Raw genomic sequence first — 25,479 nt, forward strand, 5'->3', positions numbered from 1 at the left:
TTCGGAGGTGAGCCCCGACCGCCGAAGTCCGCCAGCGAGCACAGCCAGGATCTCCTCCACGTCGCCGAAGGCCTCCCACGCTGCCTCCGTCGCGTCGTCCTGTGGCAGGAGGAAGGCCGCGGCAACGTCTCGCGTCGCCTCAACGACGCTCCTCCGAGCGGTAGGCACGGAGTGAATCTACTGATCCGGTCGGCGCACGGATGCCAGACTCGGCCGATGCCGACCCTCAGCACCCAGACACTCGCGGTCGTGCGTCGCGTGTGGGCCGCGCGGCTGCGAGTGGACGAGCGCGCGCTCGCCTCGTGCGGCGTCGCGCTCGTCGAGCGCGAGGACCTGGATGCGGTCGTCGTGGTCGCGCTGGGCGAGTCCGTCGTCGCCACCGGGCCGGCCGCCGCGCTCGGCACCCTCGCCTCGCTCGAGGTCGGCCAGCTCCTCGTCATCCCTGACCTGCTGGCCGCCCTGCGCGACCATGCGCCCGTGCCGATCGGCGCGGCGACGCTCGCGTACGCGGAGCCCTCGGCCGGCACGCCCACGGCTCCGCCACCGGCGACGAGATCCGCAGCGTGCTGGACGCCTGCAACGAGTCGGACCGGGACGAGAGCGGCCTGCGGGAGATGAGCACGAGGTTCGCTGTCCAGGACGACGGACGGCCCGTCGCCCTCGCGGGCTACGAGGTGTGGAACGACGAGGTGGCCCACCTCGGCGTCCTCGTCGTGCCCGACGCCCGCGGCCGCGGCCTCGCGCTCACCGCGGCGCGCACCGCGATGGACCACGCGCCCGGGCTCGTCCCGCAGTGGCGCGCGTCGGTCGAGAATCCGGTCTCGGCGGCGGTCGCCGACCGGCTCGGGTTCGTCCGGGCCGGCGGGCAGATCGCGATCGAGGTCAGTCGCTCTCGTCCGGCACGAGCGTGAGTCCGCGCGGCTGAGGCTCGGCCAGCAGCTCCGCCTCGAGCGCCTCGACGAACTCGGCTGGATCCGCCGACTCCTGCTCGGGCTCGTCGGTGCCGTAGATCAGCTCGACCCCGTCGTCGCGAACGACGCCCAGGTAGCGCGGCTGCACCATCGGGTCACGCGGTGCGCCGGGCGCCTTGCCTCCGGGGATCGACTCGAGCATCGGACAACCCTAAGCGGCGAGGCGGGTCGCGATGTCGATCGCGCGCGTGGCCAGGTGGTCGAGAGCGGCGAGCTCCTTCTCGCCCAACGGGGCGTCGTTGTTGGCGCCGCTCGCGTGCGAGACGCCGTACGGGTTCCCGTCGGCGAACTTCAGCGGGTCGGTGTAGCCGGGTGCGACGACGAGGCCGCCGAAGTGCGCCACCATCCGGTAGATCGAGAGCAGCGTCGTCTCCTGGCCGCCGTGCGCGGTCTGTGACGACGTGAACCCGGCGTAGACCTTGTCGGCGAGCTTGCCCTCTCCCCACAGCGGCCCGAGCTGGTCGATGAACTGCTGGAACTGGCTCGTGACGTTGCCGAACCGGGTCGGGGAGCCGAGCAGGACGACGTCCGCCCAGTCGATGTCGGCCGGCTCCGCGACGGGCTCGTCCGCCATCGCTGCGACGTGCTCGGCCCACTCCCGCCGCGACTCGATCGCCGCGCGCGGGGCGATCTCGCGGACGTGCCGTCGCCTGACCTCGGCGCCCGTGCCGGCCGCGGCCTGCTCCAGCCGCTCGGCCATGGCCTGCAGGCTGCCGGTGGCGGAGTAGTAGACGATCGCGACTCGGACGCTCATGAGGGGCTCCTTCGTGGTGGGGACCCTTCGATCGTCACCCGGCTCCGGCCACCCCGCACGTTGGTTGCACGCGTGGTTGAACGACACGCCGCGGGATGCACGGCGTGTCGTTCAACCATCGGTGCAACGCCCGACGAGGGCCGCCGGCTACCCCTGCTCGACCAGGAACTGCGTGTAGGCGGGGACCGTGAGGAACGTCGGGAAGTCCTCCGCGAGCGCGACCTGCTCGAACAGGTTCGCCGCGTCGTCGAACCGGTCGCCCTCGGACCGCGGGACCGACGCGAGGACGGAGTCCAGCACGTCGCGGACCAGCGCGTCCGTGATCGTCGTCCCCTCGGCCGTGACGACCCCCTGGTGGACCCACTGCCACACCTGCGATCGCGAGATCTCGGCCGTCGCCGCGTCCTCCATGAGGTTGTCGAGCGCCGCCGCGCCCACGCCGCGCAGCCACGACTCGAGGTAGCAGACCGCGACCGAGACGTTGCCGCGCAGCCCCGCGTCGGTGACCGAGCCGCCGGCCGACGGGATGTCGAGCAGCTCGGCCGCGGTGACGTGGACGTCGGAACGCAGCAGGTCACGCTGATCCACCCGCGCGCCGAGGAACGCGTCGAACGCCTCCCGGGCGACCGGCACGAGGTCCGGGTGCGCGACCCAGGTGCCGTCGTACCCCTGCCCGGCCTCGCGCCGCTTGTCTGCGCGGACCTGCTCGAGCGCCCGCGCCGTGACCTCGGGGTCGCGGCGGTTGGGGATGAACGCGCTCATCCCGCCGATCGCCTGCGCCCCGCGCCGGTGGCACGTCGAGACCAGCAGCTCGGTGTACGCCCGCATGAACGGCACCGTCATCGTCACCTGCGACCGGTCGGGCAGGACGAAGCGCGGCCCGCGGTTCCGGAAGTTCTTGATGACGCTGAAGATGTAGTCCCACCGGCCCGCGTTCAGGCCCGCGCAGTGGTCGCGCAGCTCGTAGAGAATCTCCTCCATCTCGAACGCGGCGGTGATCGTCTCGATGAGGACCGTCGCGCGGATGGTGCCGTAGCGCAGGCCGAGGTACGTCTCGGTGAACCGGAAGACCTCGTCCCACAGCCGCGCCTCGAGGTAGCCCTCGAGCTTGGGCAGGTACAGGTACGGGCCGCGGCCGGAGTCGATGAGCGCCTGCGCGTTGTGGAACAGGTACAGGCCCGCGTCGACGAGGCTCGCGGACGCGGCACCGTGTTGGCCGGCGCGGTCGACGAAGTCGAGGTGCTTCTCGGTCAGGTGCCACCCGCGAGGGCGGAACACGATCGTCGGCGTCTCCGACCCCACCGTGTAGGCGCGACCCTCGTCGGTGGTGAAGTCGACCTTCCCGCGGATCGCGTCGAACAGGTTGAGCTGGCCGCCGACGACGTTGGTCCACGTGGGGCTCATCGCGTCCTCGTGGTCCGCGAGCCAGACCTTCGCGCCCGAGTTCAGCGCGTTGACCGTCATCTTGCGGTCGGTCGGGCCGGTGATCTCGACCCGCCGGTCCTCGAGGCCGGGCCCCGGGCCGGCGACGCGCCACGTCGGGTCGGCGCGGATGCCCGCGGTCAGCGGCTGGAACTGGGGGTCCATCCCGTTGGAGAACCGGTCACGGCGGTGCTGGCGGCCCAGCAGCAGATCGTGGCGGCGGCCGGCGAACCGGGCGTGCAGGTCGGTGAGGAAGTCGAGCGCCTCCGGCGTGAGGATCTCGTCGGTCCCGGGGACGGACGGCCCGGTGATGTCGAGGCGCGGGCGGGCGAACGGGTCGGTCAGCCGGTTCCGGCTGGGCGACGGCGTGATGACGGTCATGGCGATGCTCCTGTCGAACAAAGATCAGTGGGTGAACTGGGCCGTCTCCGTGGAGCCCGCGAGCGCGAGGGTGGCGCTGTCCGGGCTGATGGCGGTGGCGACGCGGTCGAAGTAGCCGGTGCCGACCTCGCGCTGGTGGCGCGTGGCGGTGTACCCGGCGGCCTCGGAGGCGATCTCGGCCTCCTGCAGCTCGACGTAGGCGGACATGCCCGACGTGGCGTAGCCGTTGGCCAGCGCGAACATCGAGTGGTTGAGGGCGTGGAAGCCGGCGAGGGTGATGAACTGGAACGCGTACCCGTGGCCGGCGAGCTCGCGCTGGAACCGCGCGATCTCGGCGTCGGACAGGTGCTGGCGCCAGTTGAACGACGGCGAGCAGTTGTACGCGAGGAGCTTGCCGGGGTACTCGTCGTGGATCCGCTCCGCGAACTCGATCGCGAGGCCGATGTCCGGCGTCGAGGTCTCCACCCAGATCAGGTCGGCGTGCGGCGCGTACGCCGAGGCCCGCGCGACGACGGCGTCGAGGCCGGGCCGGACCCGGTAGTACCCCTCGGCGGTGCGCTCGCCGGTGAGGAAGGGCTCGTCGCGCTCGTCGACGTCGGACGTGAGCAGGTCCGCGCCCAGGGCGTCGGTCCGGGCGACGACGACGGTCGGCACCCCGGCCACGTCGGCGGCCAACCGCGCCGCGGACAGCGTGCGCACGTGCTGCGACGTGGGGACCAGGACCTTGCCACCCAGGTGCCCGCACTTCTTCTCCGCGGCGAGCTGGTCCTCCCAGTGCACGCCCGCGGCGCCGGCCGCGATCATCGCGTGCATGAGCTCGTACGCGTTGAGCGGGCCGCCGAAGCCGGCCTCGGCATCGGCGACGATCGGCGCGAGCCACTCGCGGGTGCGGCGACCGTTCTCGGCGACATCGATCTGGTCGGCGCGCAGCAGCGCGTTGTTGATGCGCCGCACGACGGCCGGCACGGAGTTGACCGGGTACAGGGACTGGTCCGGGTACGTCTGACCCGAGAGGTTCGCATCGGCGGCCACCTGCCAACCGGAGAGGTAGATCGCCTCGAGGCCGGCCCGGACCTGCTGGACCGCCTGGTTGCCCGTGAGCGCACCCAGCGCGGGGACGTGCGTCCGCGAGTGCAGCAGCTCCCAGAGGCGCTCGGCCCCCCTGCGGGCGAGCGTGGGCTCCTCGCGCACCGATCCACGCAGTGCGACGACGTCCTGCGCGGTGTGGGTGCGGCGGATGCCGGCCCACCGCGGGTCGAGCTCCCAGTCCGCGGCGAGCTCGTCGGCCGTCTGCGTCTGGTCGCCGGGGCGGACCGTCGTGCCACCCGACGTCGTTGCCGGGTGAGTCTGCGGGGTCATGACTGCCTCCTTCGATCTGTGCGTTCTTCTCGGCCCTGTGGCCTGACCACCACGTTCCTGCACCGCGACCAGCTCTTCCCCTGCCAACCGAGCAGAAGATCGGCGTTCCTTCTCCTGGACGGAAGCCTGGCGGCGTGTGACCGTGGGAGGCATGACGACGACGTCCCCCACGACCAGCTCCGGCGGCATCGACACGCTCGTGCTGGGCCGGCGCATCCGGCACCTGCGCACGGCGCGGAACATGACGCTCGACGACCTCGGTGCGGCCATCGGGCGTGCGGCGTCGCAGGTCTCGATGCTCGAGAACGGGCACCGGGAGCCCAAGCTGTCGCTGCTCGCGCTCGTGGCGGACGCGCTCGAGGTCCCGCTGGCCGAGCTGCTGCGCACGGATCCGCCCAGCCGCCGCGCCGCGATGGAGATCGAACTCGAACGCGCCCAGCGCGGCCCGCTGTTCGCCAACCTCGCGGTGCCCCCGGTCAAGGTGGGGCGCTCGCTGCCCGCCGATGCGCTCGAGGCGCTGGTCCGGCTGCAGAACGAGGTGCAGCGGCTGCTCACCGAGAACGCCGCGACGCCGGAGGAGGCCCGCCGCGCCAACGCCGAGCTCCGCGCCCGGATGCGCGCGCAGGACAACTACTTCCCCGAGCTCGAGGACCACGCGCGCCGGCTGCTCACCGCGATCGGCCACCCGGGCGGGCCGCTCTCGCAGCGATCGACCGCGGACATCGCCGCGCACCTCGGCTTCTCGCTGCACTACGTGCAGGACCTGCCGCACTCGACCCGCACCGTCACGGACCTGGCCAACGGCCGGATCTACCTGCCGCAGGGCAACCCGGGGTTCAGCGACGGACGCTCACCGCTGCTGCAGGCCATCGCGAGCCACGTCCTCGGCCACGCCGAGCCGGCCGACTACGGCGACTTCCTGCGCCAGCGGGTCGAGGCCAACTACCTCGCCGCGGCGCTGATGATCCCCGAGGACGGCGCCGCGCCCTTCCTGCAGGCCGCCAAGAACGAGCGGCGCCTGTCGGTCGAGGACCTGCGCGACGCGTTCGCCGTGCCGTACGAGACGGCCGCCCACCGCTTCACCAACCTCGCGACGCGGCACCTGGGCATCCCGGTGCACTTCATGAAGGTCCACGAGGGAGGCACGCTGCACAAGGCGTACGAGAACGACGGCGTCGTGTTCCCGTCGGACCCGCTCGGCGCGATCGAGGGCCAGCCCGTGTGCCGGCAGTGGACCGCGCGCGTCGTCTTCACGCTCGCGGACCGGTTCACGCCGTACTACCAGTACACCGACACCTCGTCGGGCACGTACTGGTGCACGTCCCGGGTGCAGACCTCGTCGCAGGGCGCGTTCTCGGTCTCGGTCGGCGTCCCGTTCGCGCACGTGCGCTGGTTCCGCGGCCGCGAGACGACCGAGCGCTCCGCGTCGCGCTGCCCCGAGCCGACCTGCTGCCGCGAGGCCCCGCCCGAGCTCGCCGCGCGATGGGCCACGCAGTCGTGGCCGTCCGCCCGTCCGCACGCCTCGCTGCTCGCGGCGCTGCCGGTCGGGGTGTTCCCCGGGGTGGACACCACCGAGGTGTACCGGTTCCTCGACCGGCACGCGCCGGAGGCGTGAGTCAGCGCTTCTGCTCGTCCAGGTACTCCTTGGCCTTCTCGACCACGTCGTCGACCTTGGCGTCCGTACCGTCGCCCGTCCGCGCCTTCACGGCACCGGCCGCCTTGTCGAGCGCATCCTTGGCCTGCTCCTCGTGGCCGCCGAGCGCGCCCTTCGCCTTGCTCACCAGATCGTCGAGCCCCATGGCCATCCCCTATCGCTGGTCGTGTGCGGACCTCCACCATGCCCCCGTCCGGCGGCGGGCGCACGTGTGGGTGGTCGGCGGGACGATGTCCGGAAGATCCCGATCGACGAGAGGCATCGCGATGGACATCCGCATCGAGCTCATCCTCGTCCCGGTCACGGACGTGGACAGGGCCAAGTCGTTCTACGCCGACCAGGTCGGCTTCGTCGTCGACCACGACGTGCGCGTCTCGGAGACGCTGCGCTTCGTGCAGCTCACCCCGCCGGGGTCGGCCTGCTCGATCGCGATCGGCGAGGGGATCATCGACACCGTCCCGGGCTCGATGAAGGGGATCCAGGTGGTCGTCGACGACGCCGACGAGACGCGGGCGTTCCTCGTGGCCAACGGCGTCGACGCCCCCGAGGTCCAGGAGCTGGCGTGGGGGCGGTTCACCGGGTTCACGGACCCGGACGGCAACGAGTGGTCGATCCAGCAGCTCCCCGCTCGCGGGTGAGGTGGTTGACGGGCGTCAGGCCTCGTCGCGCTGCGTGGGGACCTCGTTGATGGTGCGCTGCATGGGCGCGGTACGGCCCTCGACGCGCAGGTGACCCGTCTCGGACAGGAACGGGTTGGGCTCCGTGAACGCGTGGTTCACCGGGGCGGCGGTGGCGACGGCGCCGTTCGACTGCTCGCTCATCGTCGTCCTCCTCTCGTGCGTGGACTTCCATCAGAACCCCGCACCGGAGCGCGGAGGTGGGACCAACGGCCGACTGTAGCCACGGGCCCTGGGGGATCGACCTCGCAATTCAGGACACCTGGGGACAACTTGACGGACACCCGTGGCGGAAATCACCCCACCTTCTGGAACCCTGACGAGCGCGGAGGGGCCCGAAGTGCGGCCCGACGGCGCGGCGGTGGCAGTCGTGTCAGTGGTCGGGCGCACCCTGGTGACATGGTGACGATCTCCTGCTCGTGCGGCTCGGCCTCGACCACGCGCCGCAACCCGCTGCGCGGCCTGTCCCTCGAGGACCGGGTCGAGCTCGTCCGCGACGCGTACTCGGTGCACGCCGGGTTCGCGACGCTCGAGGTCGACGCGTCCTGGCACCCCGCACAGGACGACGCGTCCGAGGCCTGCGTGGTGCTGCTCGACCTCGACGCGCTCGACGCGACCGAGGGGTTGGACGACGCCGACGCCCGCTGCCTGCGCAACCTGCTCGAGGTCGCGCACGTGCGGGGACGCCTGCTCCCACCCCTGGTCGCGGTCGACGGTGTGCAGTTCCGCATCGCTCCGGACGACGTGTTCACGGGCGACGTGACCTACCTCGTGCACGACGGGTCGACGACGCTGCTCGAGCACACCGGCCCACTCGAGCGCGCACTGCTCGACGAGCTCGTCGGGCTGCACCGCGCCTTCGGGCCGGCCGCACTCGTGCAGGTGGACGGCCTCGCGCCGCGCCTCGGGCTCCGCGCCGCGGTCGACGGCGTGCTGCGCGCGAGGACCCCGTCGGTCGCTTGACCGCGGGCCGCCGTTAGGCCGATCGGGTGAGCCGACCGGTACGGTTCCGGCATGTCTTCTCCCGGACCCCAGCACGGACGCGCCGTCGGACCGACCCGCGCGACGGCGGTGCTCCGCGCCGTCGCGGTGATCGTCGCCGTCGTCGGCGTCGTGGCGGCGGCCGCTCTCGCCGGGCGGGGCGACCCGAGCCCGACGGTCGAGCCCCCGGTCGCCGACCGACCGACCGGTCCCGCGGCCACGGAACCGTCGTCGGCCGCAGTGCCCGGCACGACGAGCAGCCCGACGCCGTCCCCGAGCGCGACAGCGAGCGCAACGGCGACCCCGACCGCCACCCGGTCCCCGCGCCCGTCCACCACCCCGGCAAGCTCCCCCACGCGCACCCCCAAGGCCACCGCGAAGCCCCGCGCGACGCACGCCCCGAAGGCCGCGCCGGAGCCCACCCGTAAGGCGGCCAGCCCCCAGCCCACGGTCAAGGCAGAGCGCGCACCGCAGTCCCTGGTCGACGAAATCGTCACGCGCACCAACGCCGAGCGCACCAAGGCCGGCCTCCCGGCACTCAAGGTCTCGAGCTGCGCCGCCAAGCAGGCAGCAGCCCGCACCAAGGTGCTGGTCGAGGAGGACCGGTTCGAGCACGACCCGCTCGGCCCGATCGTCGAGGCGTGCGGGATCGGCACGGTCGGGGAGAACCTCGCCCTCGGCTACCCGACGGCCAAGGCTGTCGTCGCCGGCTGGATGGGGTCGGCGGGGCACAAGGCGAACATCCTCGGCGAGCAGTACACGAAGATCGGCGTCGGCTGCACGAAGGGACCGAAGGGGCAGCTCTGCGCGCAGGTGTTCCTGGGCTGATCAGCTCGCGGTGGTCACCGGCACGTCGGCGAGCTCGAACACCCCGGCGGTGACGATGACGTCGACCTTCGACGCCGCGACGACCGGCGCGGGGAACGTCGCGACGTAACGTGCGGGCGCGCCGGGCACCAGATCGACCGTGCCCAGCTGGTCGGTCGACCACGTCTGCCCGGTGTTCGAGAGCACCGAGTACTGCACGAGGTTCTCGCGGTCGATCACCAGGGGGCGCGAGAGGCCCGGCACCAGGTCACTGGCACGCACCGGCGCCCCGCCGACCTGCTCGACCAGCATGCTGACCTGCATGACGTTGCCGCGCACCACGACCGACTCGATCCCCACCCGCGCGGTCGCGCCCGGTGCCTCGGGGGACTCGGCGGTCGTGTCTGCCAGGACCCCGTCCCAGCTCGGCACGTCGCGCACGGTCAGCGGTCCGGTCGGGGCCGTCGTCGAGGCCGTCGACGCGTTGGCGGTCGGGCTCGGGGTGGCCGAGCCCTCGTAGCGCAGCTCGACCCGACGGTTGGCGGCCCGCGCCGCCTCGGCGTCCTCGCCCGACTCCTGCTCCTTGAGCCTCGACTCCCCGTAGCCGTGCACGTCGAGATCCAGATCGGGCCGGGCGTCGGCGACCGCGGCCGCGACGGCCTTCGCCCGGCGCTCCGAGAGGGCCTGGTTGTGGGCCGGGGTGTCCACGGAGTCGGTGTGCCCGTCCACCTGCACGGTCGCCGACTTCGGCACGTCGTCGACGAGCTCGCCGATCCGCTTCGTCGCGGCTGCGGAGAGCTTCGCGCTGTCGGAGGTGAACAGGATGTCGGAGGCGAGGGTGACCACGGTCTCGCCGGAACCCGCGGTGACGTCACCGAGCTGCTCGACGGCGTACGCCGGGTCGTAGGACCTCGTCGTGAGGATCCCCGTGAGGTTGTCGTACGGGCGGACGTTGAAGAGGCTCGTCAGCATCCCGTCGCTGATCGGGGGCAGGTCGTCGAGCGTCAGGACGTCGTCGGCCGCTGTCGCCGCCGACGGCGCGACGAGCACGAGGACGGCCGCGAGCGCGGCACTGCGGAGGTGGCGGCTCACGCGTCAGCCCTCGTAGGTGAGCGGGAGGTTCTCGAACGGTGGCCACGCCGCCGACAGCTGCAGGTCCAGCACCTCGGCCCGGGACTGCGGGGCCGCGAACCAGGCCTGGTAGAGCACCGGCGTTCCGTTGGTGACCTCCGTGGTGGTGTCGGTCTCCCAGTCGAGCCCCGTGTTGGAGAGCACGAAGTACTGCGTCAGGCCGATCGTGTCGTTGAGCACCGGCCGCAGGTTCTGGTCCGTCATCTCGTTGATCGTCACCGTGTCGTCGGGCGCGACCGAGGTGAAGTGCGGCGTGAGGACCACGCGCAGCTCGGTCGTCTTGCCCGACACCACGAGCGACTGGATCACCACGTCGACGGTGTCCTCGGGCGAGCCCGGCACCGCGAACGTCGCGCTCGCGATCCCCTCACCCGCGAGCGAGGCGGCGTCGTCCCCGACCGGCCCGGGCGTGCCGGACGCGCTCGGCTGCGCGGCCGTCGTGCCCGTCGGCGACGGTTCGTCGTCGCCTCCTGTGCAGCCCGCGAGCGCGAGGACCGCACTGACGACGACGGTGACGATGGCTGCCCTGCGCACGAATTGCCCCCCGGTGTCCGATCCGTGCTCCGCAGGCTAGCCGACGACGCGGAGCACGACCGTCCGTGACGCAGGTCACACCTGTCCGGCGTGACGAAACGATGCGCTCGGAGGACTTACCCCCGAGCGCATCGGAGGCGTCAAGGGGCCGCCTCCGGGCCTGCGACCACGTGCCGCCACCCGGGAAGCGTCCGGGTGGCGGCAGCGGTGGTCGGCGATCAGGTCGCGATCGGGACATCACCCGCCGAATGCCCCGCGCGACGAGTCTCGATGGGGCAGGATGACCGCGACCGACACTCGAGCTGCCCCCCTGCGCTCGGGTGTCGGTCCCTTTGTGCGTCCGGGTGCCCTCAAGTCCCGGCGCTCGATTCCCGATGTGCCTGACAATTGCTGCGAGCACGCGACGCCGGTTGTGCGCGAACGAGTACCAGCGCACGACGAACGGGGTCAGTCATCTCAGGGGCATCAGCTGCTCGACCAGCGGCGGAGTTCGAGGCGTTCTTCGCCGCGACCGCTCCGCAGGTGCGCCGGTACGCGCACCGCATGGTCGACCACGCAAGCGTCGACGACATCGTCGCCGAGACGTTCACCGTGGTCTGGCAGCGCTGGGCCGACGTCCCGACCGACCCCGACCGGCGTCGCGCCTGGGCGTTCCGCGTCGCGCACCACCGCGTGCAGCACTGGTACGAGGCCAAGCAGCGCGAGGTCCGCCTGCACCGCCGCCTGGGCCCGGCGCGCGCCGACGCGGTCGATCACGCTGCGGACGTCGTCGGCGAGCACGACGTCGCCGCGGTCCTCGCGCTCCTGCCGCCCGCCGAGCGCGAGGCCATGTGGCTCGTCGTCTCCGTCGGCCTCTCGCCCAAGGACGCCGCCTTCGTCCTCGACTGCGCACCCAGCGCACTCACCTCCCGTCTCACCCGGGCCCGCCAGCGGCTCGCGGTGGTCCTCGCCGAGCGCGTCGAGCAGGAGGTGAGCCGATGAACGACCTCCAGCGCGCCCAGGCCGAGGCCGACGCGATCACCGCGCTCCTCGTCGGGCACGGCTTCGACCCCACGGACGCGCCCGCCGAGCTCGGGCCGCAGGACGAGGCGCTGCTCGCGCGCATCCTGACGCCGCGCCCGCACCGCACCGTCCGCCGCGGATGGCTCCAGGTCGCCTCGGCGGCGTGCGTCGCGGTGCTCGCGCTCGTCGGCGTGCTCGGCGTGCAGTCCAAGCAGAGCCCCGCCGTCGCGGGCGTGCCGCCGGCGTTGAGGTTCGGGACCGCGTCCCTGGCCCAGCTGTTCGCGGGCACGGCACCGTCGGCGTCCGACGAGCTGCGCCGGCTCTCGGCCGTGGCCGCCGCCCAGCTCCCGAGGAGCGAGGTGGGCAGCCCGCACGTCGAGAGCTACGCATGGTGGTGGGCGAGCGGCACCGACGAGAACGGCGTCACCGTCTCGGCGTTCGAGCCTGTCTTCCGCAGCAGCTTCGTGCACGCCGACGGCTCGGTGACCAGCACCGAGGACCGGTCGTCGGGCCTCGACGTCAACGGCAAGGTCGTCGACCGCCGCGCGGACGCCGCCGCGGGCACGGTCGCCACGGACCACTTCCCCGCCGGGACGATGGATCCCCGCTGGGCGCTCGACCTGCCCCGCGACGACGCCGCTCTGCGCGCGGCGCTGCTCGAGCGGATGGGCGGTGAGGAGTTCTGCACCGCCACGTGGCCCGGGTTCGACGGCGTGCCCTTCTGCCTCGGGTCAGTGCTCCAGGAGCTCTACGGCTGGCATGTGGTCCCGTCCGGGCTCGCGGCCGCGCTGTGGCGCATGATCGCCGACGAGGGCGGCGCGTACCTGCTGGGCCCGACGGTCGACCGTGTGGGGCGCCAGGGCGTCGCGATCGCGATCATGGAGCCGCCCGGCCTCGAGGTACCGCGCGCCGACGTCTACGTGATCTCCCCGCAGACCGGCCAGCTGCTGTCGTGGGAGCTGGTCGAGGAGGCTCCCGCGGAACTCGCAGGCGGCACGGTCAACGGCTTCGAGGCCATCACGCTCTCGGAGCTCGTCAAGCCGTAGCCGGGGGACCTTCGACCCGCGCTCGGTGGTCCGGTCCACGCCACGGTGGGGCCATGACTGCGCTGCTCGTCTTCGAGTCCATGTACGGGAGCACCGCGGCGATCGCCGAGGCCATCGCCGCAGGCCTGGCCGACGTCCGCGTCGCGTCGACCGTCTGCGAGGTGGGCCTCGCCCCGACGAGCTACGCGCCGAGCCTGCTGATCGTCGGCGCCCCCACGCACCAGCGCGGGATGTCCACGCCGCGCTCGCGCGAGACCGCGCGCGGCGACGTCGAGCGGACGATCTCACCGGGCGACGGGGTGCGCGAGTGGCTCGACGAGCTCACGACCCACGCACGCGGCCTCTCGGTCGCGGTCTTCGACACCGCGCTCCCCGGCCGCCTCGCCGGGTCCGCCGCGCACACGATCGCCCGGCGGTTCACCAGGGCGGGCGCGACGCTCGTCGTGCCGCCCGAGTCGTTCGCGGTGACCGGCCGCAGCAGCGGCCTGCGCCCCGAAGAGCTCGAGCGCGCCCGCCAGTGGGGCCGCTCGCTGGCGCTCTTCGCGACGGCCGCCGCGAGCTGACTACGACGCGGTCAGGCTGCCGGGACTGTCCGCTTCCGACCGATCAGCGCGGCCAGGCCTCCCGCGACGCAGAGCAGGGCGCCCGCGAGCGCGGCGTCGACGGGCAGGGAGGTCGGGATGCCCAGGTAGGTCGTGAAGCCCAGGATGCGGTGCAGCCCCCAGGGGAGCAGCACCAGCTGGTCGTTCCACGTGCTGAGCACCGTCTCCAGCCCGATGCCGGCGACGACGAGGCCGCCCACGAGGAGCACCGCCCCGATCCCGAGCGCGACCACGCCGACCGCGCGGCGTCGCGTCGTCGAGCGGCCGCTGCGCAGCGCGGCGAAGGTCGCCACGAAGAGCCAGCAGAAGCCGGCGAACGCGACGGTCACGTAGAGGGCGCGCTGGCCCGGCAGCGTCCAGAACCCGTACCAGTAGCGTCCCGGGCCTCGCCACGCCAGCACCCCGAGCAGCAGCGCCGCGCGCAGCTGGGCGACCCCGCCGATCGCCGCCAGCACCGACCACCGCGCCTGCCGTCCCGCCAGTGCGCACGCCACGAGCGCGAACAGCAACCACGCGCCGATCGTCGCGACGACGTGGACGGGGGCGGCGAACCACGAGTAGGCGAGCCGTGAGAGGACGAGGACCGCGAGCGGGAGCGCCACGACGAGGACCTTGTCGAGCCGCCCGAGCGCGGGCGTCGTGCCGTTGAGCCGCCACGGTCGCGTCGCGCCGGTCCAGAGCACGCGCAGCGCCTGGTGACCCGCGAACCTCGGCACACCGCGCGACCACGCACCCAGGCCCAGCGCGACCAGCACGAGGACGAGCAGTCCCCGCGAGGTCCACGCCATCGCGACGTCCCGGTCGGCGCGCTCGAGGCCGAGATCGGCAGCGGTGAAGTTGTATGCGGGCAGCTCCAGGTCGTCGCCGTAGCGCGCCTCGTGGCCGGCGCGCGCCACGGCGAAGCGCGCCTCCGCCTCCCGCCACGCGGTCCGCGCGGAGGTCGAGCCGGTGTCGAGCCACTGCGCGCGGCGCAGCATCGTCTCGCGGTACGCGGCGAGGGTCGTCAGGAGGTCGTGCTCGTAGTCCGCGGCCGCCAGCAACGCCTCGCGCTGCGCCGGATCCCGCCACGACGAGGGTTGCGTGCTCGCGAGGACGTCCCGCATCGACGCCGCCGCCCGAGCAGCGTCATGGCCCTCGGCGATGGCCTCGTCCACACGGCCCTTCGTCAGCGCGTAGATCGTGTCGAACGTGGCGCTGTCACCCGAGACGATGTCCCACTCGAAGATCCACATCATGGGCGGCGGCTCGAGGCCGAGCGCTTTGACCGACTGGTCGGCGTACGGGCCGATGTACAGGCCCTGGGTGATCGCCGACCGGGACAGGGCGTAGGCCTGCGAGATCGCCGCGACCGTCGAGGGGTCCGACGAGAAGGTCTGGCGCACCCAGTCCGCGCGTGCACTCGCGACGTCGACGTCCGGGTCCGCGGCCAGCCGCGCGGCGAGGTAGGCGTTGGCGTCCCACGTCTGCCACAGGCCGTCCCGCAGGTAGAGCGCGCGCGGGCCGGCGTACAGCGGGCCGCCGGTCTGTGCCCAGTCCCAGATGCCCTCGATGTTCGGGTTGGCCGCGAGCAGCTCCCGCAGCGCCTCCTGCGTGAGCGCGCCGAGGTCGTTCGGCAGGACGCCCTGACCCTCGAACTCGCGACGCGCCTGCAGCTCGATGATCCGCCGCTGGCCGCCCACCTCCAGGGTCGGGTTGAGGGGCAGGTGGCTGTAGAAGTCACCCGCGGAGTACTTGGTCGACACGATCAGGTGCGGGTCGTCGATCCCGCCCAGCACGGTCTCGTACGAGTCCGGGTTCGTGTGCAGGTCACCGACGGCGCCGAACCCGACGGTCCAGGTCCGGAAGATGATGTCCTTGTCCGCCTCGCCGGCCGTCGCGAGCAGCGCACGCAGCATCGCCTGCACGGACTCCGGCGTCGTCACCGCGATCTTCGAGGTGTAGTCCCAGCCCGGGAGCTTGTAGGCGGAGCCGCCCTCGCCGATCCGGATCATCAGGCCGTCGACGAACGGCATGCTGCCGAAGAGCTCCTTCAGGGCTGACTGGTAGACCGACCAGAGCTCCGGCGAGCTGGTGTCCAAGCCACCGACCATGCGGTCGAGGTAGTCCTCGAGCTCGGGGTCGAGCGCGAGCATGTCGGTCATCAGGTAGACCTTCATGCCCATGTCGTGCGCGTACCGCCAGACGGGGCCGAACGCCTCGACCATGGCGCGGGCGCGCGCGACGTGCGGGTCTCCCGGCGGGTACACGCCGAGCTCGTCGAACGTCACGTACTCGAGGAAGCCCTGCAGCACGATGCCGTTGTATCCCTGCGCGAGGGCGTGGTCGACGAGGGCCCGGTACTCCTCGGAGATGGCCGCGACCGCGTCCGCGTCGACCCACGGAGCCTCGGGCAGCACCGCGGATCCGACGATGTCCGAGTTGAGCGAGTAGTTGTCACCGGAGGCGAACTGCTCGGGGTCGTCGTCGAGTCCGACGGCTCCGACGTCTGTAAGGCGCAGCCCGAGGCGGGGACCCTGCGTGACGTCCTGCTCGCCCGGCGGCACGACCGCGCCGGCCGACCGGATGCGATCGGCCACGGTGGTGAGCCCGGCCCGGGCGCCCGCGGCCGTGCCCGCGGTGATCGTCACGCCGGAACCCTCGTGCAGCCGGAACTGCTCGCCCGTGAGGCCGGTGGAGGCGTCGACCGCGGCGACGATGCTGCAGCACGAACCCCGGCCGTCGTCCTCGGACGAGACGCTCGGACGGCTCAGCCCTCGGGCCGCGTACGCCTCGGCGACGGACCGGGCGGCCAGCTGGAGCGCGGGGTCGTCGGGTGCGACGACCGCTCGGACCGCGGGCGGGGCGACGTCGGCGCGGGCGGGCAGCGCCGCGGCCCGCTCCGCCGGGACGTCAGCCGCGGTGTGACTCAGCCCGAGCAGGCCGCCGACCTGCCAGGCGACGACTGCTCCCAGCGCGAGGAGCAGCCCGATGACCAGGGCGACGGTGGCGGCTCGCGGCGAAGCGGCATCGGTCCGACGAAACACGCGCGCAGTGTGTCACGCGTCCTGGGCCGCCGAGGGAGAACGGCGGTTTCGGGATCACCGTCGGCCTGCACGCAGAACAGGCCGGAACCTGGGGGTCCGGCCTGTTCTGGTCGATGTCCGGCGAAGACATCATCTGTGCGCGAGGGGGGATTTGAACCCCCACGCCCTTTCGGACACTGGCACCTGAAGCCAGCGCGTCTGCCGTTCCGCCACTCGCGCGCGCCGAGAAGATTAGCACGGTCGGCGGGTGGTCCCGAACTGGCCCCGAGACGGGACCGGCAGGCCCCCAAGACCGGCACCCGCACGGGTGCAACTCGCGCCCGCCACGGGCCGTTGACCACGGGTTCACCGGTCACGTGGATACCATCAAGGCGGATCGACAGCGGCTGTCGTGCGACGAGCACGGCGGCCGCATCCCACCGACCGCACCCGCGGTACGGCCGACGGTGCAAGAAGGAGGTGGGCATGGGCTTCCTCGACAAGTTCGAGAACGGCGTGGAGCGCGTGGTCAACAACGCCTTCGCCAAGGCCTTCCGCGGCGAGCTCAAGCCCGTGGAGCTGGCGAGCGCACTGCGCCGCGAGGTCGACGAGCGGGCCGCCGTGGTGGGTCGTGACAGAACTGTCGTGCCGAACGAGTTCACGATCGAGCTCTCGACTGCCGACTACGACCAGGTGGAGGCATGGGGAGCGGAGGCGCTGGCGGACGAGTTCGCCGCGAACGTCACCGACCATGCCGCCAGCCAGCGCTACGCGTTCGTCGGGCCGGTGACGGTGAGCTTCTCGGAGGACACCGAGCAGGAGGCCGGCCGCTTCAAGGTGCACAGCGCCACCGTGCGCGGCGCGGTCGCCCCGGCGGCGAACAACGCACCGAGCGCGCGGCACCCGCTGGTCGACATCGACGGGCAGCGCTACCTCCTGACCGGGCCGATCACGGTCATCGGGCGCGGGAGCGAGGCGGACATCATCGTCGACGACCCCGGTGTCTCGCGGAAGCACCTCGAGATCCGCGTGACGCCCGAGGGCGTCGTCGCGAGCGACATGGGCTCCACCAACGGACTGTTCGTCGAGGGCCACCAGGTCCCCGCCGCGACGCTCCTGGACGGCAACACCCTCACCATCGGACGCACCCGGATCCTGTTCTGGACGGGTGGCGAACCGGACCCGGACGAGTGACGCCGACGCGATGAGCGAGCTGACGATCACCCTGCTGCGGCTGGGCTACCTGGCGCTGCTCTGGATCTTCGTGCTGTCCGCCATCGCCGTGCTGCGCCGTGACCTGTACGGGACGCGGATCGTGGAGCGCCGCGCCGCGCGCAAGCGGGCCGCGGCTCCCGAGGCGAGCGCGCCCGAGGCCGCACCGGCGCCGCGACAGCAGCGCACCCAGAACCTGCGCCTCGTCGTGACCGAGGGGCCGCTGACCGGCACGATTGTCCCGCTGGCCTCGTCGTCGGTCCTCATCGGCCGCGCGCCCGGCTGCACGCTCGTGCTGGACGACGACTACTCCTCGTCGCGCCACGCCCGCATCTTCCCGCAGGGCGGCGCCTGGTTCGTCGAGGACCTGGGCTCGACGAACGGCACGTTCGTGGGTGACCAGCGCGTCGAGGCGCCCACGCAGCTCGCGACCGGTACACCGGTCCGCGTGGGCCAGAGCGTGATCGAGCTGCAGAGGTGACCGTCGCGCTCCGCTACGCGGCCCGGTCCGACGTCGGGCTGGTCCGCAGCAACAACCAGGACTCCGGCTACGCCGGTCCGCACCTGCTCATGGTCGCCGACGGCATGGGCGGACACGCCGGCGGTGACGTCGCCTCGAGCGTCGCGGTCGCCGCGTTCGCGCCGCTGGACGGCGAGTCGCACGGGCCCGACGACGCGCTCGACGAGCTCGAGGCCGCGCTCGAGAACGCGCGCGACGAGATCATCGCCCGCAGCGAGGCCGAGCCCGAGCTCGCCGGCATGGGCACGACCGTCATCGCCATCCTGCGCGCGGGCAACAAGCTCGCGATGGTGCACCTGGGAGACTCGCGCGGCTACCTCATGCGCGACGGCGTCCTGACGCAGGTCACGACCGACCACACGTTCGTCCAGCACCTCGTCGACATCGGCCGGATCACGCCCGAGGAGGCCGAGCACCACCCGCAGCGCTCGGTCGTCATGCGCGTGCTCGGCGACTTCGACGCCGAGGTCACGCCGGACATGTCGATGCGCGAGGCGCGCGTGGGCGACCGCTGGCTGCTGTGCTCCGACGGCCTGTCCGGCTTCGTCAGCGCGGATACGATCGCCGAGACGCTGCGCACCCTCACCGACGTCGACCAGTGCGCTGACCGTCTCGTGCAGCTCGCGCTGCGGGCGGGCGGCGGCGACAACGTCACCGTGGTCCTCGCGGACGTCGTCGAGCTCGACGACCTCGCGGACGGCGCGGGCCCGACGACGAACGCGACGGTCGTCGGCTCGGCCGCCGCGACGTTCGACGCCCCGACGAGCGCGGCCGACGGCCCGGCCGCCCGGGCCGCGAACCTGACCAAGGCCGAGGCCGAGGTCGACGAGGACGAGCACGAGCACGACGAGACCCCCGCCCCCCGTCGTCGCCGGCGCGGCTGGATCGTCGCGGCGGGCGTCGTCGTGCTGCTCGTCGCGGTCGGCGTCGGCTCCTGGGCCTGGACGCAGACGCAGTACTACGTGGGAACCGAGAACGGTCAGGTCGCGATCTTCCGCGGCATCCCGCAGTCGCTCGGCCCGATCGAGCTCTCGCAGCTCGTCGAGACCACCGACGTCGCGGTCGACGACCTGCAGTCCGCCTACCTGCGCGTGCGCGTCGAGGAGACCATCCACGCGGACAGCCTCGAGGCCGCGCGCACGCAGGTAGACCTGCTCGTGCAGGACGCCACCGTGCCGGTCCCGACGCCCACCCCCACGCCGACACTCACTCCCGCGCCCACCCAGACGCCGCTGCCGACCCCGTCGACGGCCGTCACGGGCGATGCGTGAGCCGGTAGTCATGACCACGATCGAGCCGCACCGCGTCCGGGCGGGCCGGGGCACGGAGCTGGGGCTCCTGGCCATCGCGCTCATCATCGGCATCGGTGCCTACGCGCTGGTCGGCCTCGGGGTCGAGGGCGAGGTCCCGCCCGACGTGGTGGGCTACGCCGCGGGCCTCGTCGGGCTCGCGCTGGCCATGCACGTGGTGCTGCGCTGGCGGGCGCCCTACGCCGACCCCGTGATCCTGCCCCTGACCGTCGCGCTGAACGGCGTCGGCCTGGCGATGATCTACCGGCTCGACCTCGCCTACGCGGCCAAGCCGAACCACGACCACGGCTTTGCAGGGCGCCAGCTCGCCTGGACCGCGATCTCCGTGGCACTGGCCGCGATCGTGCTGATCCTGCTGCGCGACCACCGCACGCTGCGGCGCTACACCTACACCGCGATGGTCGTGGGTCTCGCGCTCGTGGCGCTGCCGCTCGTGCCCGGCATCGGGCAGCAGATCAACGGCGCGCGCATCTGGGTGCGGATCGGCCCGATCGGCATGCAGCCCGCCGAGTTCGCCAAGATCGCGCTGGCCATCTTCTTCGCCGGGTACCTGGTCACGCACCGCGACACCCTCGCGCTGGCCGGCACCAAGGTGCTGGGCCTGCAGCTGCCGCGCGCGCGTGACCTCGGCCCCATCATCATCGTCTGGGCCGCGTCGCTCGCGGTCCTGGTGCTCGAGCGCGACCTCGGCACCTCGCTGCTGCTGTTCGGCATGTTCGTCGCGATGCTCTACCTCGCGACCGAGCGGCTGAGCTGGGTCGTCATCGGCCTCCTGCTCTTCGTCGGCGGCGCCGCCGTGGCCGCGACCGCGTTCTCGCACGTCGGAGCGCGGTTCGAGGCCTGGCTGCACGCGCTCGACCCGGACGTCTACTCGCGCACCCCGGGCGGCTCCGGGCAGCTCGTGCAGGGCCTGTTCGGCATGGCGGCCGGCGGCCTGTTCGGCACGGGCCTCGGGCAGGGTCGGCCGGACACCGTCCCGTACGCCGAGTCGGACTTCATCGTCGCGTCGCTGGGCGAGGAGCTCGGCCTGACCGGCCTCATGGCCCTCCTGATGATCTCGCTCGTGCTCGCCGAGCGCGGCCTGCGCACCGCGATCGGCGTGCGGGACGGGTTCGGCAAGCTGCTGGCCGGCGGCCTCGCGTTCGTCGTCGCGTTCCAGACGTTCGTGGTCGTCGGCGGCGTCACGCGCCTCATCCCGCTGACCGGCCTGACCACGCCGTTCCTCGCGTACGGCGGCTCGTCCCTGCTCGCCAACTGGGTCATCGTCGCGCTCCTGCTGCGCATCTCGAACGACGCCCGCCGCCCCGCCCCGGTGCTGTCCGCGCTCACGCCCGCCGGCGGCATCCCCGCCCTCGACGAGCCGGAGGGCGACGACGAGCCCACCGAGCGGATCAGGACGGTGCGATGAACCAGCCCCTGCGCCGCCTCGCCACGGTCGTCATCGTCATGTTCATCGCGCTCATGGGCGCGACCACGTGGGTCCAGTTCTTCTCGGCCAAGGACCTCAACGCCGACCCGCGCAACGCCCGCACCCTGTACCGGGAGTTCGGCAACGCGCGCGGCCCGATCGTCGTGGGCGGCAAGGCGATCGCCGAGTCCGTCAAGGTCGACGACCCCTTCAACTACCAGCGCAAGTACGCCGACGGCGAGCTGTACTCCGCCCTGACCGGCTTCTACTCGATCGTGAACGGCAGCACCGAGCTCGAGTACGCGGAGAACGCCAACCTCACGGGCAAGAGCGACCAGCTGTTCTTCAGCCGCGTGCGTGACCTGCTCACGGGCCGGCAGCCGGAGGGCGCGGCGGTCGAGACGACGATCAACGCCGAGGCGCAGAAGGCGGCGTTCGACGGGCTGGAGGGCCAGGCCGGCGCGGTGGTCGCGATCGAGCCCTCCACGGGCCGCATCCTCGCGCTCGTCTCGACCCCGGGCTACGACCCCAACAAGCTCGCGTCGCACAGCAGCAAGAAGGCCTCGGCGGCCTACAGCAAGCTGCTCGACACCGACGGCAACCCGCTGCGCAGCAACGCGACCCGCGAGACCTACCCCCCGGGGTCGACGTTCAAGCTGGTCACGGCCGCGGCGGCGCTCGAGAGCGGCGAGTACCAGGCGTCGACCGAGCTGCCGGCGCCCGTGCGTCTCGACCTGCCGCAGACCACCGCGAGCATCGGCAACTTCGGGGGCGGCGGCTGCGGTGCCGACCCGATCACGCTCGCCGACGCGCTGCGCGTCTCGTGCAACACCGCGTTCGCGCAGCTCGGCATGGACGTGGGCGTCGACGCGCTGCGCGAGCAGGCCGACCGCTTCGGGTTCGACGACGACGACCTCACGATCCCGATGGGCACCGCCACGAGCCGCTTCCCTGCCACGGCGAACGCCCCGCAGACCGCGCAGGCCGCGATCGGCCAGTTCGACGTGCAGGCCACGCCGCTGCAGATGGCGATGGTCTCGGCCGCGATCGCCAACGGCGGCCGGCTGATGACTCCCTACGTCGTCGACCGCGTGCGCGCCGCGGACCTGAGCGTCGTGTCCGAGACGAAGCCGACCCTCAAGTCGACCGCCGTCTCGCCCGGCACCGCGTCCACGCTGCGCGACATGATGATCGGCGTCGTGCAGAGCGGCTCCGGCACCGCGGCGCAGATCTCCGGCGTGCAGGTGGCCGGCAAGACGGGCACGGCCCAGAACGCCGAGGGTGCCGCGCCGCACGCCTGGTTCACCGGCTTCGCGCCGGCCGACAACCCGAAGGTCGCCGTCGCGGTGATCGTCGAGCACGGCGGCAACGCGGGGAGCGAGGCGACCGGGGGTCGCGTCGCCGCGCCGATCGCCCGTGCCGTCATGGAAGCGGTGCTGGGCTCATGAGGACGGCCATCGGGATCGCGCTCGGCGACCGCTACCGGCTGGTGCGGCAGATCGCCGTCGGCGGCATGGGCGAGGTGTGGGAGGCGTACGACGAGTCCCTCGCGCGCTCGGTCGCCGTCAAGGTGCTCAAGGCCGAGTTCGCGGGCGACCGCGGCTTCCTCGACCGGTTCCGCACCGAGGCCCGCAACTCCGCCGCGCTCTCGCACCCGAACATCGCCCAGCTTTTCGACTACGGCGAGCAGGACGGTTCCAGCTACCTCGTCATCGAGCTCGTCGTCGGCGAGCCGCTGTCGGACCTGCTCGAGCGCGAGCCCGTGCTGCCCGCGCGCAAGCTGCTGCCGATCCTGGCGCAGACCGCGCGCGGCCTGCACTCCGCGCACGAGGCCGGTGTCGTGCACCGCGACGTGAAGCCCGGCAACATCCTGTTGGGCCGCGGCGGGCGCGTGAAGATCACCGACTTCGGGGTCTCGCTCGCGCAGAACCAGATGGTGATGACCGCCACCGGCATGGTCATGGGCACCGCGCAGTACCTGTCGCCCGAGCAGGCCGTCGGCCGGGCCGCCACGCCGCTGTCCGACCTGTACTCGCTCGGGATCATCGCGTACGAGGCGCTCGTCGGGCACCGTCCCTTCACCGGGCCGACGGCCGTCGACATCGCCGTCGCGCACGTGAACAACCCCGTGCCGCCGCTGCCCGCCACGGTCGACCGCGCGCTGTCCGACCTCGTGATGCGCCTGCTGTCCAAGGACCCGGCCGCGCGGCCGCAGTCGGGCGCCGAGCTGGCCGAGACGCTCGACCGCCTCGTGCCACGGACCCCGCCCAGCGGCGTCCCGGTGCTGGTCACGACCGTGCCGGAGCGCGCCCCGGACCCCATCGTGCAGCCCACGCGCCGGAACCCCGCGCCGCCGCCCTCGTTCCCTCCGCCCGCCGACCGGCGCCCGCCGGCCCGGACCAGCGGGCACGGCGGCGCGCACCTGCACCGCACCGAGCGCGGCGAGACCGGGGTCCAGGTGGGCTCGCGCCGGTTCGGCTGGCCGCTCGTGGCGCTGCTCCTGCTGCTCGTCGGGCTGCTCGGGGCGGCGTTCGCCGACAGGCTCATCGGTGCGTCGGCGGCCGATCCCGGCGCGACGCTGCAGGTCGTGGCAGGGCCGGTGACCGGTCAGTACCCTCGTGACGGTGCGTTCGATGCGATGATCCCTCAGGGTGTGCGTGACGCAGACCCTCATGCGACGGAAGTGAAGGACGCCTAGTGGTGGACGACGGATCCCGGATCCTCGCCGGACGGTACGAGGTCGGCGAGCTCATCGGCCGTGGTGGCATGGCCGAGGTGCACATCGGCCACGACACCCGGCTCGGACGCACGGTCGCGATCAAGATCCTGCGCTCGGACCTGGCGCGCGACCCCTCGTTCCAGAACCGCTTCCGCCGCGAGGCGCAGGCGGCGGCCTCGCTCAACCACCCGGCGATCGTCGCGGTGTACGACACGGGCGAGGACGTCACGACCGAGGCGACCGGCGTCGTCGGGCACGTGCCCTTCATCGTCATGGAGTACGTCGAGGGCCACACCGTCCGCGACATCCTGCGCGACGGGCACGCCGTGCCGATCGAGGAGGCCGTCGAGATCTCGGCCGGCGTTCTCTCGGCGCTCGAGTACTCCCACCACGCGGGCATCGTGCACCGCGACATCAAGCCCGCCAACGTCATGCTCACGCCCACGGGCGCGGTCAAGGTCATGGACTTCGGCATCGCGCGCGCGGTCGCCGACTCGGCCGCGACCATGACGCAGACGCAGGCCGTCATCGGCACCGCGCAGTACCTGTCGCCCGAGCAGGCGCGCGGCGAGACCGTCGATGCCCGCTCCGACCTGTACTCCGCCGGCTGCCTGCTCTTCGAGCTGCTGACCGGCCGCCCGCCGTTCGTCGGCGACTCGCCCGTCTCGGTGGCCTACCAGCACGTGCGCGAGCCCGCGCCGGTGCCGAGCACGCTCGCGTCCGACGTGCCGGACTCACTCGACCGCATCACGCTCAAGGCCCTGGCCAAGGAGCGCGACTCGCGGTACTCCACCGCGGCCGAGTTCCGCTCCGACCTCGAGGCCGTGCTGCGCGGCGGTGCCGTCGCGGCGCCCGCCGTCGGCACGATCGTCCCCGCGGTCGCCGCGGCCGAGGCCACGCAGGTGCTCGCGCCCCAGGCGCCCATCACGCAGGCCCTCCCGCCCACGCAGCCGCCGTGGGGCACGACCGGCCTCGCCGAGGTCGCGACCGTGCCCGAGGACGAGGAGCGCAAGCGGCCCTGGCTCATCTGGCTGCTCGTCGCCATCGCGGTGCTCGCGGTCGCCGGCATCGTGGCGCTCCTGATCGCGAACGCGAACAAGGAGAAGGAGCCCGAGACGGTCACGGTGCCGACGCTCGTCGGGAAGACCGAGACCGAGGCGAAGAACCTCTTGCAAGAGCTCAACCTCGTCTACAAGGGCGAGCAGGGCACGTCCGACAGCATCCCTGAGGGGAGCGTCATCTCCTCGCTCCCCGCCGAGGGAGCAACGGCCACGGTCGGGGACACCGTCACGGTCACCATCTCGACCGGCACCGGCAAGGTCACCGTCCCGGACGTGACCGGCAAGTCGGTCCAGGAGGCGTCGGACATCCTCACAGGTCTGGGCCTGACGATCGATCCCACCCAGAAGTCCGACGACAACCCCAAGTACGACGAGGGCCAGGTCACCAAGACCGATCCCGAGGCGGACGCCTCGGTCGACTCGGGCACCGCCGTCCAGCTCTCGGTCTCCACGGGCCTGGTCGACGTGCCGAGCTTCGTCGGCAAGGACCAGAAGGAAGCCACCGACAAGCTCAACAACGACCTGAACATGCGCCCCGTGGTGCGTGAGAAGGAGACCGCCGACGAGAAGCCGGGCACCGTCCTCAGCCAGGACCGCGACGGCCTCCTCAAGCAGGGCACGCAGATCACGCTCGAGGTCGCCGTCGCGCCGACGAACGCGGTCGTGCCGGACGACCTCATCGGCATGACTTACGACGACGCGGTCAAGGCCATCAAGGAGGCCGGCATCACCGGCACTCCCACGCGCGTCGACGAACCGTCCGACGACGTCGAGGCCGGCAGGGTCCTGTACACCGACCCGGGCCCCGGCACCCAGGTCGAGCTCGACCAGATCGTCGAGATCCACGTCTCCTCGGGTCCGGCCACTCCGGACCCGAACGCCACAACACCCGCACCACCCGCTCCGTAAGACCGCAGAAGGGCCGG

The 25,479-nt window shown here is 72.5% G+C and carries 25 protein-coding genes and 1 tRNA gene; 16 read left to right on the forward strand and 10 right to left on the reverse strand.

What is annotated here, in order from left to right; genetic code table 11:
* Nucleotides 1-216: 216 nt before the first annotated feature.
* Together D1825_RS17765 and D1825_RS17770 are read left to right on the forward strand one after the other, a co-directional pair.
* Complete coding sequence (locus D1825_RS17765) at nt 217-618, forward strand: hypothetical protein (RefSeq protein ID WP_118768740.1); 402 nt, start codon at nt 217-219, stop codon at nt 616-618.
* Nucleotides 564-911 (forward strand): GNAT family N-acetyltransferase, encoded by a 348-nt coding sequence (locus tag D1825_RS17770; RefSeq protein ID WP_158580772.1) that lies wholly within the window; start codon nt 564-566, stop codon nt 909-911. Before D1825_RS17765 ends, D1825_RS17770 begins: the two co-directional genes overlap by 55 nt.
* Here the strand turns inward: D1825_RS17770 and D1825_RS17775 are convergent.
* The 4 genes from D1825_RS17775 to aceA form a co-directional block, all read right to left on the reverse strand.
* Nucleotides 883-1,113, reverse strand: coding sequence for a hypothetical protein (locus tag D1825_RS17775; RefSeq protein WP_118768742.1), 231 nt, complete (start codon nt 1,111-1,113; stop codon nt 883-885). The two genes, D1825_RS17770 and D1825_RS17775, sit on opposite strands and share 29 nt — an antisense overlap.
* A gap of 9 nt (nt 1,114-1,122) precedes the next feature.
* Complete coding sequence (locus D1825_RS17780) at nt 1,123-1,725, reverse strand: NAD(P)H-dependent oxidoreductase (protein WP_118768743.1); 603 nt, start codon at nt 1,723-1,725, stop codon at nt 1,123-1,125.
* Nucleotides 1,726-1,872: 147 nt separating this feature from the next.
* A complete protein-coding gene (gene aceB, locus D1825_RS17785; protein WP_118768744.1) occupies nt 1,873-3,528 on the reverse strand; it encodes a malate synthase A in 1,656 nt (551 codons plus the stop codon).
* A gap of 24 nt (nt 3,529-3,552) precedes the next feature.
* Nucleotides 3,553-4,887 carry an isocitrate lyase gene (aceA, locus tag D1825_RS17790; RefSeq protein ID WP_118768745.1) on the reverse strand — a complete coding sequence of 445 codons (1,335 nt, stop codon included), beginning with the start codon at nt 4,885-4,887 and terminating at the stop codon, nt 3,553-3,555.
* Nucleotides 4,888-5,038: 151 nt separating this feature from the next.
* Between aceA and D1825_RS17795 the strand changes: the two genes are divergently transcribed.
* Nucleotides 5,039-6,502 carry an XRE family transcriptional regulator gene (locus D1825_RS17795; RefSeq protein ID WP_118768746.1) on the forward strand — a complete coding sequence of 488 codons (1,464 nt, stop codon included), beginning with the start codon at nt 5,039-5,041 and terminating at the stop codon, nt 6,500-6,502.
* A gap of 1 nt (nt 6,503) precedes the next feature.
* Here the strand turns inward: D1825_RS17795 and D1825_RS17800 are convergent, their stop codons facing one another.
* Entirely contained in the window at nt 6,504-6,686 is a 183-nt protein-coding gene (locus D1825_RS17800; protein WP_118768791.1) for an antitoxin, read from the reverse strand.
* Nucleotides 6,687-6,807: 121 nt separating this feature from the next.
* Here D1825_RS17800 and D1825_RS17805 point away from each other — a divergent pair, with 121 nt between their 5' ends.
* Nucleotides 6,808-7,179 carry a glyoxalase superfamily protein gene (locus tag D1825_RS17805; protein ID WP_118768747.1) on the forward strand — a complete coding sequence of 124 codons (372 nt, stop codon included), beginning with the start codon at nt 6,808-6,810 and terminating at the stop codon, nt 7,177-7,179.
* A gap of 15 nt (nt 7,180-7,194) precedes the next feature.
* Here D1825_RS17805 and D1825_RS18345 read toward each other — a convergent pair whose 3' ends face one another.
* Entirely contained in the window at nt 7,195-7,362 is a 168-nt protein-coding gene (locus D1825_RS18345; protein WP_158580773.1) for a hypothetical protein, read from the reverse strand.
* Nucleotides 7,363-7,617: 255 nt separating this feature from the next.
* Here D1825_RS18345 and D1825_RS17810 point away from each other — a divergent pair, with 255 nt between their 5' ends.
* Both D1825_RS17810 and D1825_RS17815 read left to right on the forward strand, forming a co-directional pair.
* Nucleotides 7,618-8,181, forward strand: a complete 564-nt coding sequence (locus D1825_RS17810) for a hypothetical protein (RefSeq protein WP_118768748.1) — start codon at nt 7,618-7,620, stop codon at nt 8,179-8,181.
* A gap of 51 nt (nt 8,182-8,232) precedes the next feature.
* Nucleotides 8,233-9,027 carry a CAP domain-containing protein gene (locus D1825_RS17815; protein ID WP_138067708.1) on the forward strand — a complete coding sequence of 265 codons (795 nt, stop codon included), beginning with the start codon at nt 8,233-8,235 and terminating at the stop codon, nt 9,025-9,027.
* Here the strand turns inward: D1825_RS17815 and D1825_RS17820 are convergent, their stop codons facing one another.
* Both D1825_RS17820 and D1825_RS17825 read right to left on the reverse strand, forming a co-directional pair.
* Nucleotides 9,028-10,098, reverse strand: a complete 1,071-nt coding sequence (locus tag D1825_RS17820; protein WP_118768750.1) for an OmpA family protein — start codon at nt 10,096-10,098, stop codon at nt 9,028-9,030. It lies immediately after the preceding gene.
* A gap of 3 nt (nt 10,099-10,101) precedes the next feature.
* Nucleotides 10,102-10,671 (reverse strand): hypothetical protein, encoded by a 570-nt coding sequence (locus D1825_RS17825; protein WP_118768751.1) that lies wholly within the window; start codon nt 10,669-10,671, stop codon nt 10,102-10,104.
* Nucleotides 10,672-11,058: 387 nt separating this feature from the next.
* Here D1825_RS17825 and D1825_RS17830 point away from each other — a divergent pair, with 387 nt between their 5' ends.
* Genes D1825_RS17830 through D1825_RS17840 form a run of 3 tightly spaced genes read left to right on the forward strand, consistent with a single transcriptional unit; the run spans nt 11,059 to nt 13,282 of the window.
* Entirely contained in the window at nt 11,059-11,652 is a 594-nt protein-coding gene (locus D1825_RS17830; protein WP_118768752.1) for an RNA polymerase sigma factor, read from the forward strand.
* Nucleotides 11,649-12,719 (forward strand): hypothetical protein, encoded by a 1,071-nt coding sequence (locus D1825_RS17835; protein ID WP_118768753.1) that lies wholly within the window; start codon nt 11,649-11,651, stop codon nt 12,717-12,719. Before D1825_RS17830 ends, D1825_RS17835 begins: the two co-directional genes overlap by 4 nt.
* A gap of 53 nt (nt 12,720-12,772) precedes the next feature.
* Complete coding sequence (locus tag D1825_RS17840) at nt 12,773-13,282, forward strand: flavodoxin family protein (protein ID WP_118768754.1); 510 nt, start codon at nt 12,773-12,775, stop codon at nt 13,280-13,282.
* 11 nt (nt 13,283-13,293) lie between these two features.
* Here the strand turns inward: D1825_RS17840 and D1825_RS17845 are convergent, their stop codons facing one another.
* Both D1825_RS17845 and D1825_RS17850 read right to left on the reverse strand, forming a co-directional pair.
* The gene (locus D1825_RS17845; RefSeq protein WP_118768755.1) at nt 13,294-16,344 is read right to left on the reverse strand and encodes a hypothetical protein; all 3,051 of its coding nucleotides are present in this window, start codon (nt 16,342-16,344) and stop codon (nt 13,294-13,296) included.
* 136 nt (nt 16,345-16,480) lie between these two features.
* Nucleotides 16,481-16,563 (reverse strand) — tRNA-Leu (locus tag D1825_RS17850).
* A gap of 246 nt (nt 16,564-16,809) precedes the next feature.
* Between D1825_RS17850 and D1825_RS17855 the strand changes: the two genes are divergently transcribed.
* The 7 genes from D1825_RS17855 to pknB are packed head-to-tail and all read left to right on the forward strand — an operon-like array spanning nt 16,810 to nt 25,462.
* A complete protein-coding gene (locus D1825_RS17855; RefSeq protein ID WP_118768756.1) occupies nt 16,810-17,517 on the forward strand; it encodes an FhaA domain-containing protein in 708 nt (235 codons plus the stop codon).
* 10 nt (nt 17,518-17,527) lie between these two features.
* A complete protein-coding gene (locus tag D1825_RS17860) occupies nt 17,528-18,016 on the forward strand; it encodes an FHA domain-containing protein FhaB/FipA (RefSeq protein ID WP_118768792.1) in 489 nt (162 codons plus the stop codon).
* Complete coding sequence (locus tag D1825_RS17865) at nt 18,013-19,326, forward strand: Stp1/IreP family PP2C-type Ser/Thr phosphatase (RefSeq protein ID WP_118768757.1); 1,314 nt, start codon at nt 18,013-18,015, stop codon at nt 19,324-19,326. Before D1825_RS17860 ends, D1825_RS17865 begins: the two co-directional genes overlap by 4 nt.
* Nucleotides 19,327-19,336: 10 nt before the next feature.
* Complete coding sequence (locus D1825_RS17870; protein WP_118768758.1) at nt 19,337-20,773, forward strand: FtsW/RodA/SpoVE family cell cycle protein; 1,437 nt, start codon at nt 19,337-19,339, stop codon at nt 20,771-20,773.
* Nucleotides 20,770-22,221 carry a peptidoglycan D,D-transpeptidase FtsI family protein gene (locus D1825_RS17875; RefSeq protein WP_118768759.1) on the forward strand — a complete coding sequence of 484 codons (1,452 nt, stop codon included), beginning with the start codon at nt 20,770-20,772 and terminating at the stop codon, nt 22,219-22,221. Before D1825_RS17870 ends, D1825_RS17875 begins: the two co-directional genes overlap by 4 nt.
* Complete coding sequence (locus tag D1825_RS17880; protein ID WP_118768760.1) at nt 22,218-23,471, forward strand: serine/threonine-protein kinase; 1,254 nt, start codon at nt 22,218-22,220, stop codon at nt 23,469-23,471. The genes D1825_RS17875 and D1825_RS17880 overlap by 4 nt, the downstream gene beginning before the upstream one ends.
* Nucleotides 23,471-25,462, forward strand: coding sequence for a Stk1 family PASTA domain-containing Ser/Thr kinase (pknB, locus tag D1825_RS17885; protein ID WP_118768761.1), 1,992 nt, complete (start codon nt 23,471-23,473; stop codon nt 25,460-25,462). Before D1825_RS17880 ends, pknB begins: the two co-directional genes overlap by 1 nt.
* Nucleotides 25,463-25,479: the final 17 nt, after the last annotated feature.

This window comes from Cellulomonas rhizosphaerae (assembly GCF_003470205.1).
Taxonomy (GTDB): domain Bacteria; phylum Actinomycetota; class Actinomycetes; order Actinomycetales; family Cellulomonadaceae; genus Cellulomonas; species Cellulomonas rhizosphaerae.

Coding starts and splice junctions, on each gene's coding strand:
- D1825_RS17765 (WP_118768740.1), top strand. CDS start 217: ATGCCGACCCTCAGCACCCAGACACTCGCGGTCGTGCGTCGCGTGTGG.
- D1825_RS17775 (WP_118768742.1), bottom strand. CDS start 1,113: ATGCTCGAGTCGATCCCCGGAGGCAAGGCGCCCGGCGCACCGCGTGAC.
- D1825_RS17780 (WP_118768743.1), bottom strand. CDS start 1,725: ATGAGCGTCCGAGTCGCGATCGTCTACTACTCCGCCACCGGCAGCCTG.
- aceB (WP_118768744.1), bottom strand. CDS start 3,528: ATGACCGTCATCACGCCGTCGCCCAGCCGGAACCGGCTGACCGACCCG.
- aceA (WP_118768745.1), bottom strand. CDS start 4,887: ATGACCCCGCAGACTCACCCGGCAACGACGTCGGGTGGCACGACGGTC.
- D1825_RS17795 (WP_118768746.1), top strand. CDS start 5,039: ATGACGACGACGTCCCCCACGACCAGCTCCGGCGGCATCGACACGCTC.
- D1825_RS17800 (WP_118768791.1), bottom strand. CDS start 6,686: ATGGGGCTCGACGATCTGGTGAGCAAGGCGAAGGGCGCGCTCGGCGGC.
- D1825_RS17805 (WP_118768747.1), top strand. CDS start 6,808: ATGGACATCCGCATCGAGCTCATCCTCGTCCCGGTCACGGACGTGGAC.
- D1825_RS18345 (WP_158580773.1), bottom strand. CDS start 7,362: ATGAGCGAGCAGTCGAACGGCGCCGTCGCCACCGCCGCCCCGGTGAAC.
- D1825_RS17810 (WP_118768748.1), top strand. CDS start 7,618: ATGGTGACGATCTCCTGCTCGTGCGGCTCGGCCTCGACCACGCGCCGC.
- D1825_RS17815 (WP_138067708.1), top strand. CDS start 8,233: ATGTCTTCTCCCGGACCCCAGCACGGACGCGCCGTCGGACCGACCCGC.
- D1825_RS17835 (WP_118768753.1), top strand. CDS start 11,649: ATGAACGACCTCCAGCGCGCCCAGGCCGAGGCCGACGCGATCACCGCG.
- D1825_RS17840 (WP_118768754.1), top strand. CDS start 12,773: ATGACTGCGCTGCTCGTCTTCGAGTCCATGTACGGGAGCACCGCGGCG.
- D1825_RS17855 (WP_118768756.1), top strand. CDS start 16,810: ATGGGCTTCCTCGACAAGTTCGAGAACGGCGTGGAGCGCGTGGTCAAC.
- D1825_RS17860 (WP_118768792.1), top strand. CDS start 17,528: ATGAGCGAGCTGACGATCACCCTGCTGCGGCTGGGCTACCTGGCGCTG.
- D1825_RS17870 (WP_118768758.1), top strand. CDS start 19,337: ATGACCACGATCGAGCCGCACCGCGTCCGGGCGGGCCGGGGCACGGAG.
- D1825_RS17875 (WP_118768759.1), top strand. CDS start 20,770: ATGAACCAGCCCCTGCGCCGCCTCGCCACGGTCGTCATCGTCATGTTC.
- D1825_RS17880 (WP_118768760.1), top strand. CDS start 22,218: ATGAGGACGGCCATCGGGATCGCGCTCGGCGACCGCTACCGGCTGGTG.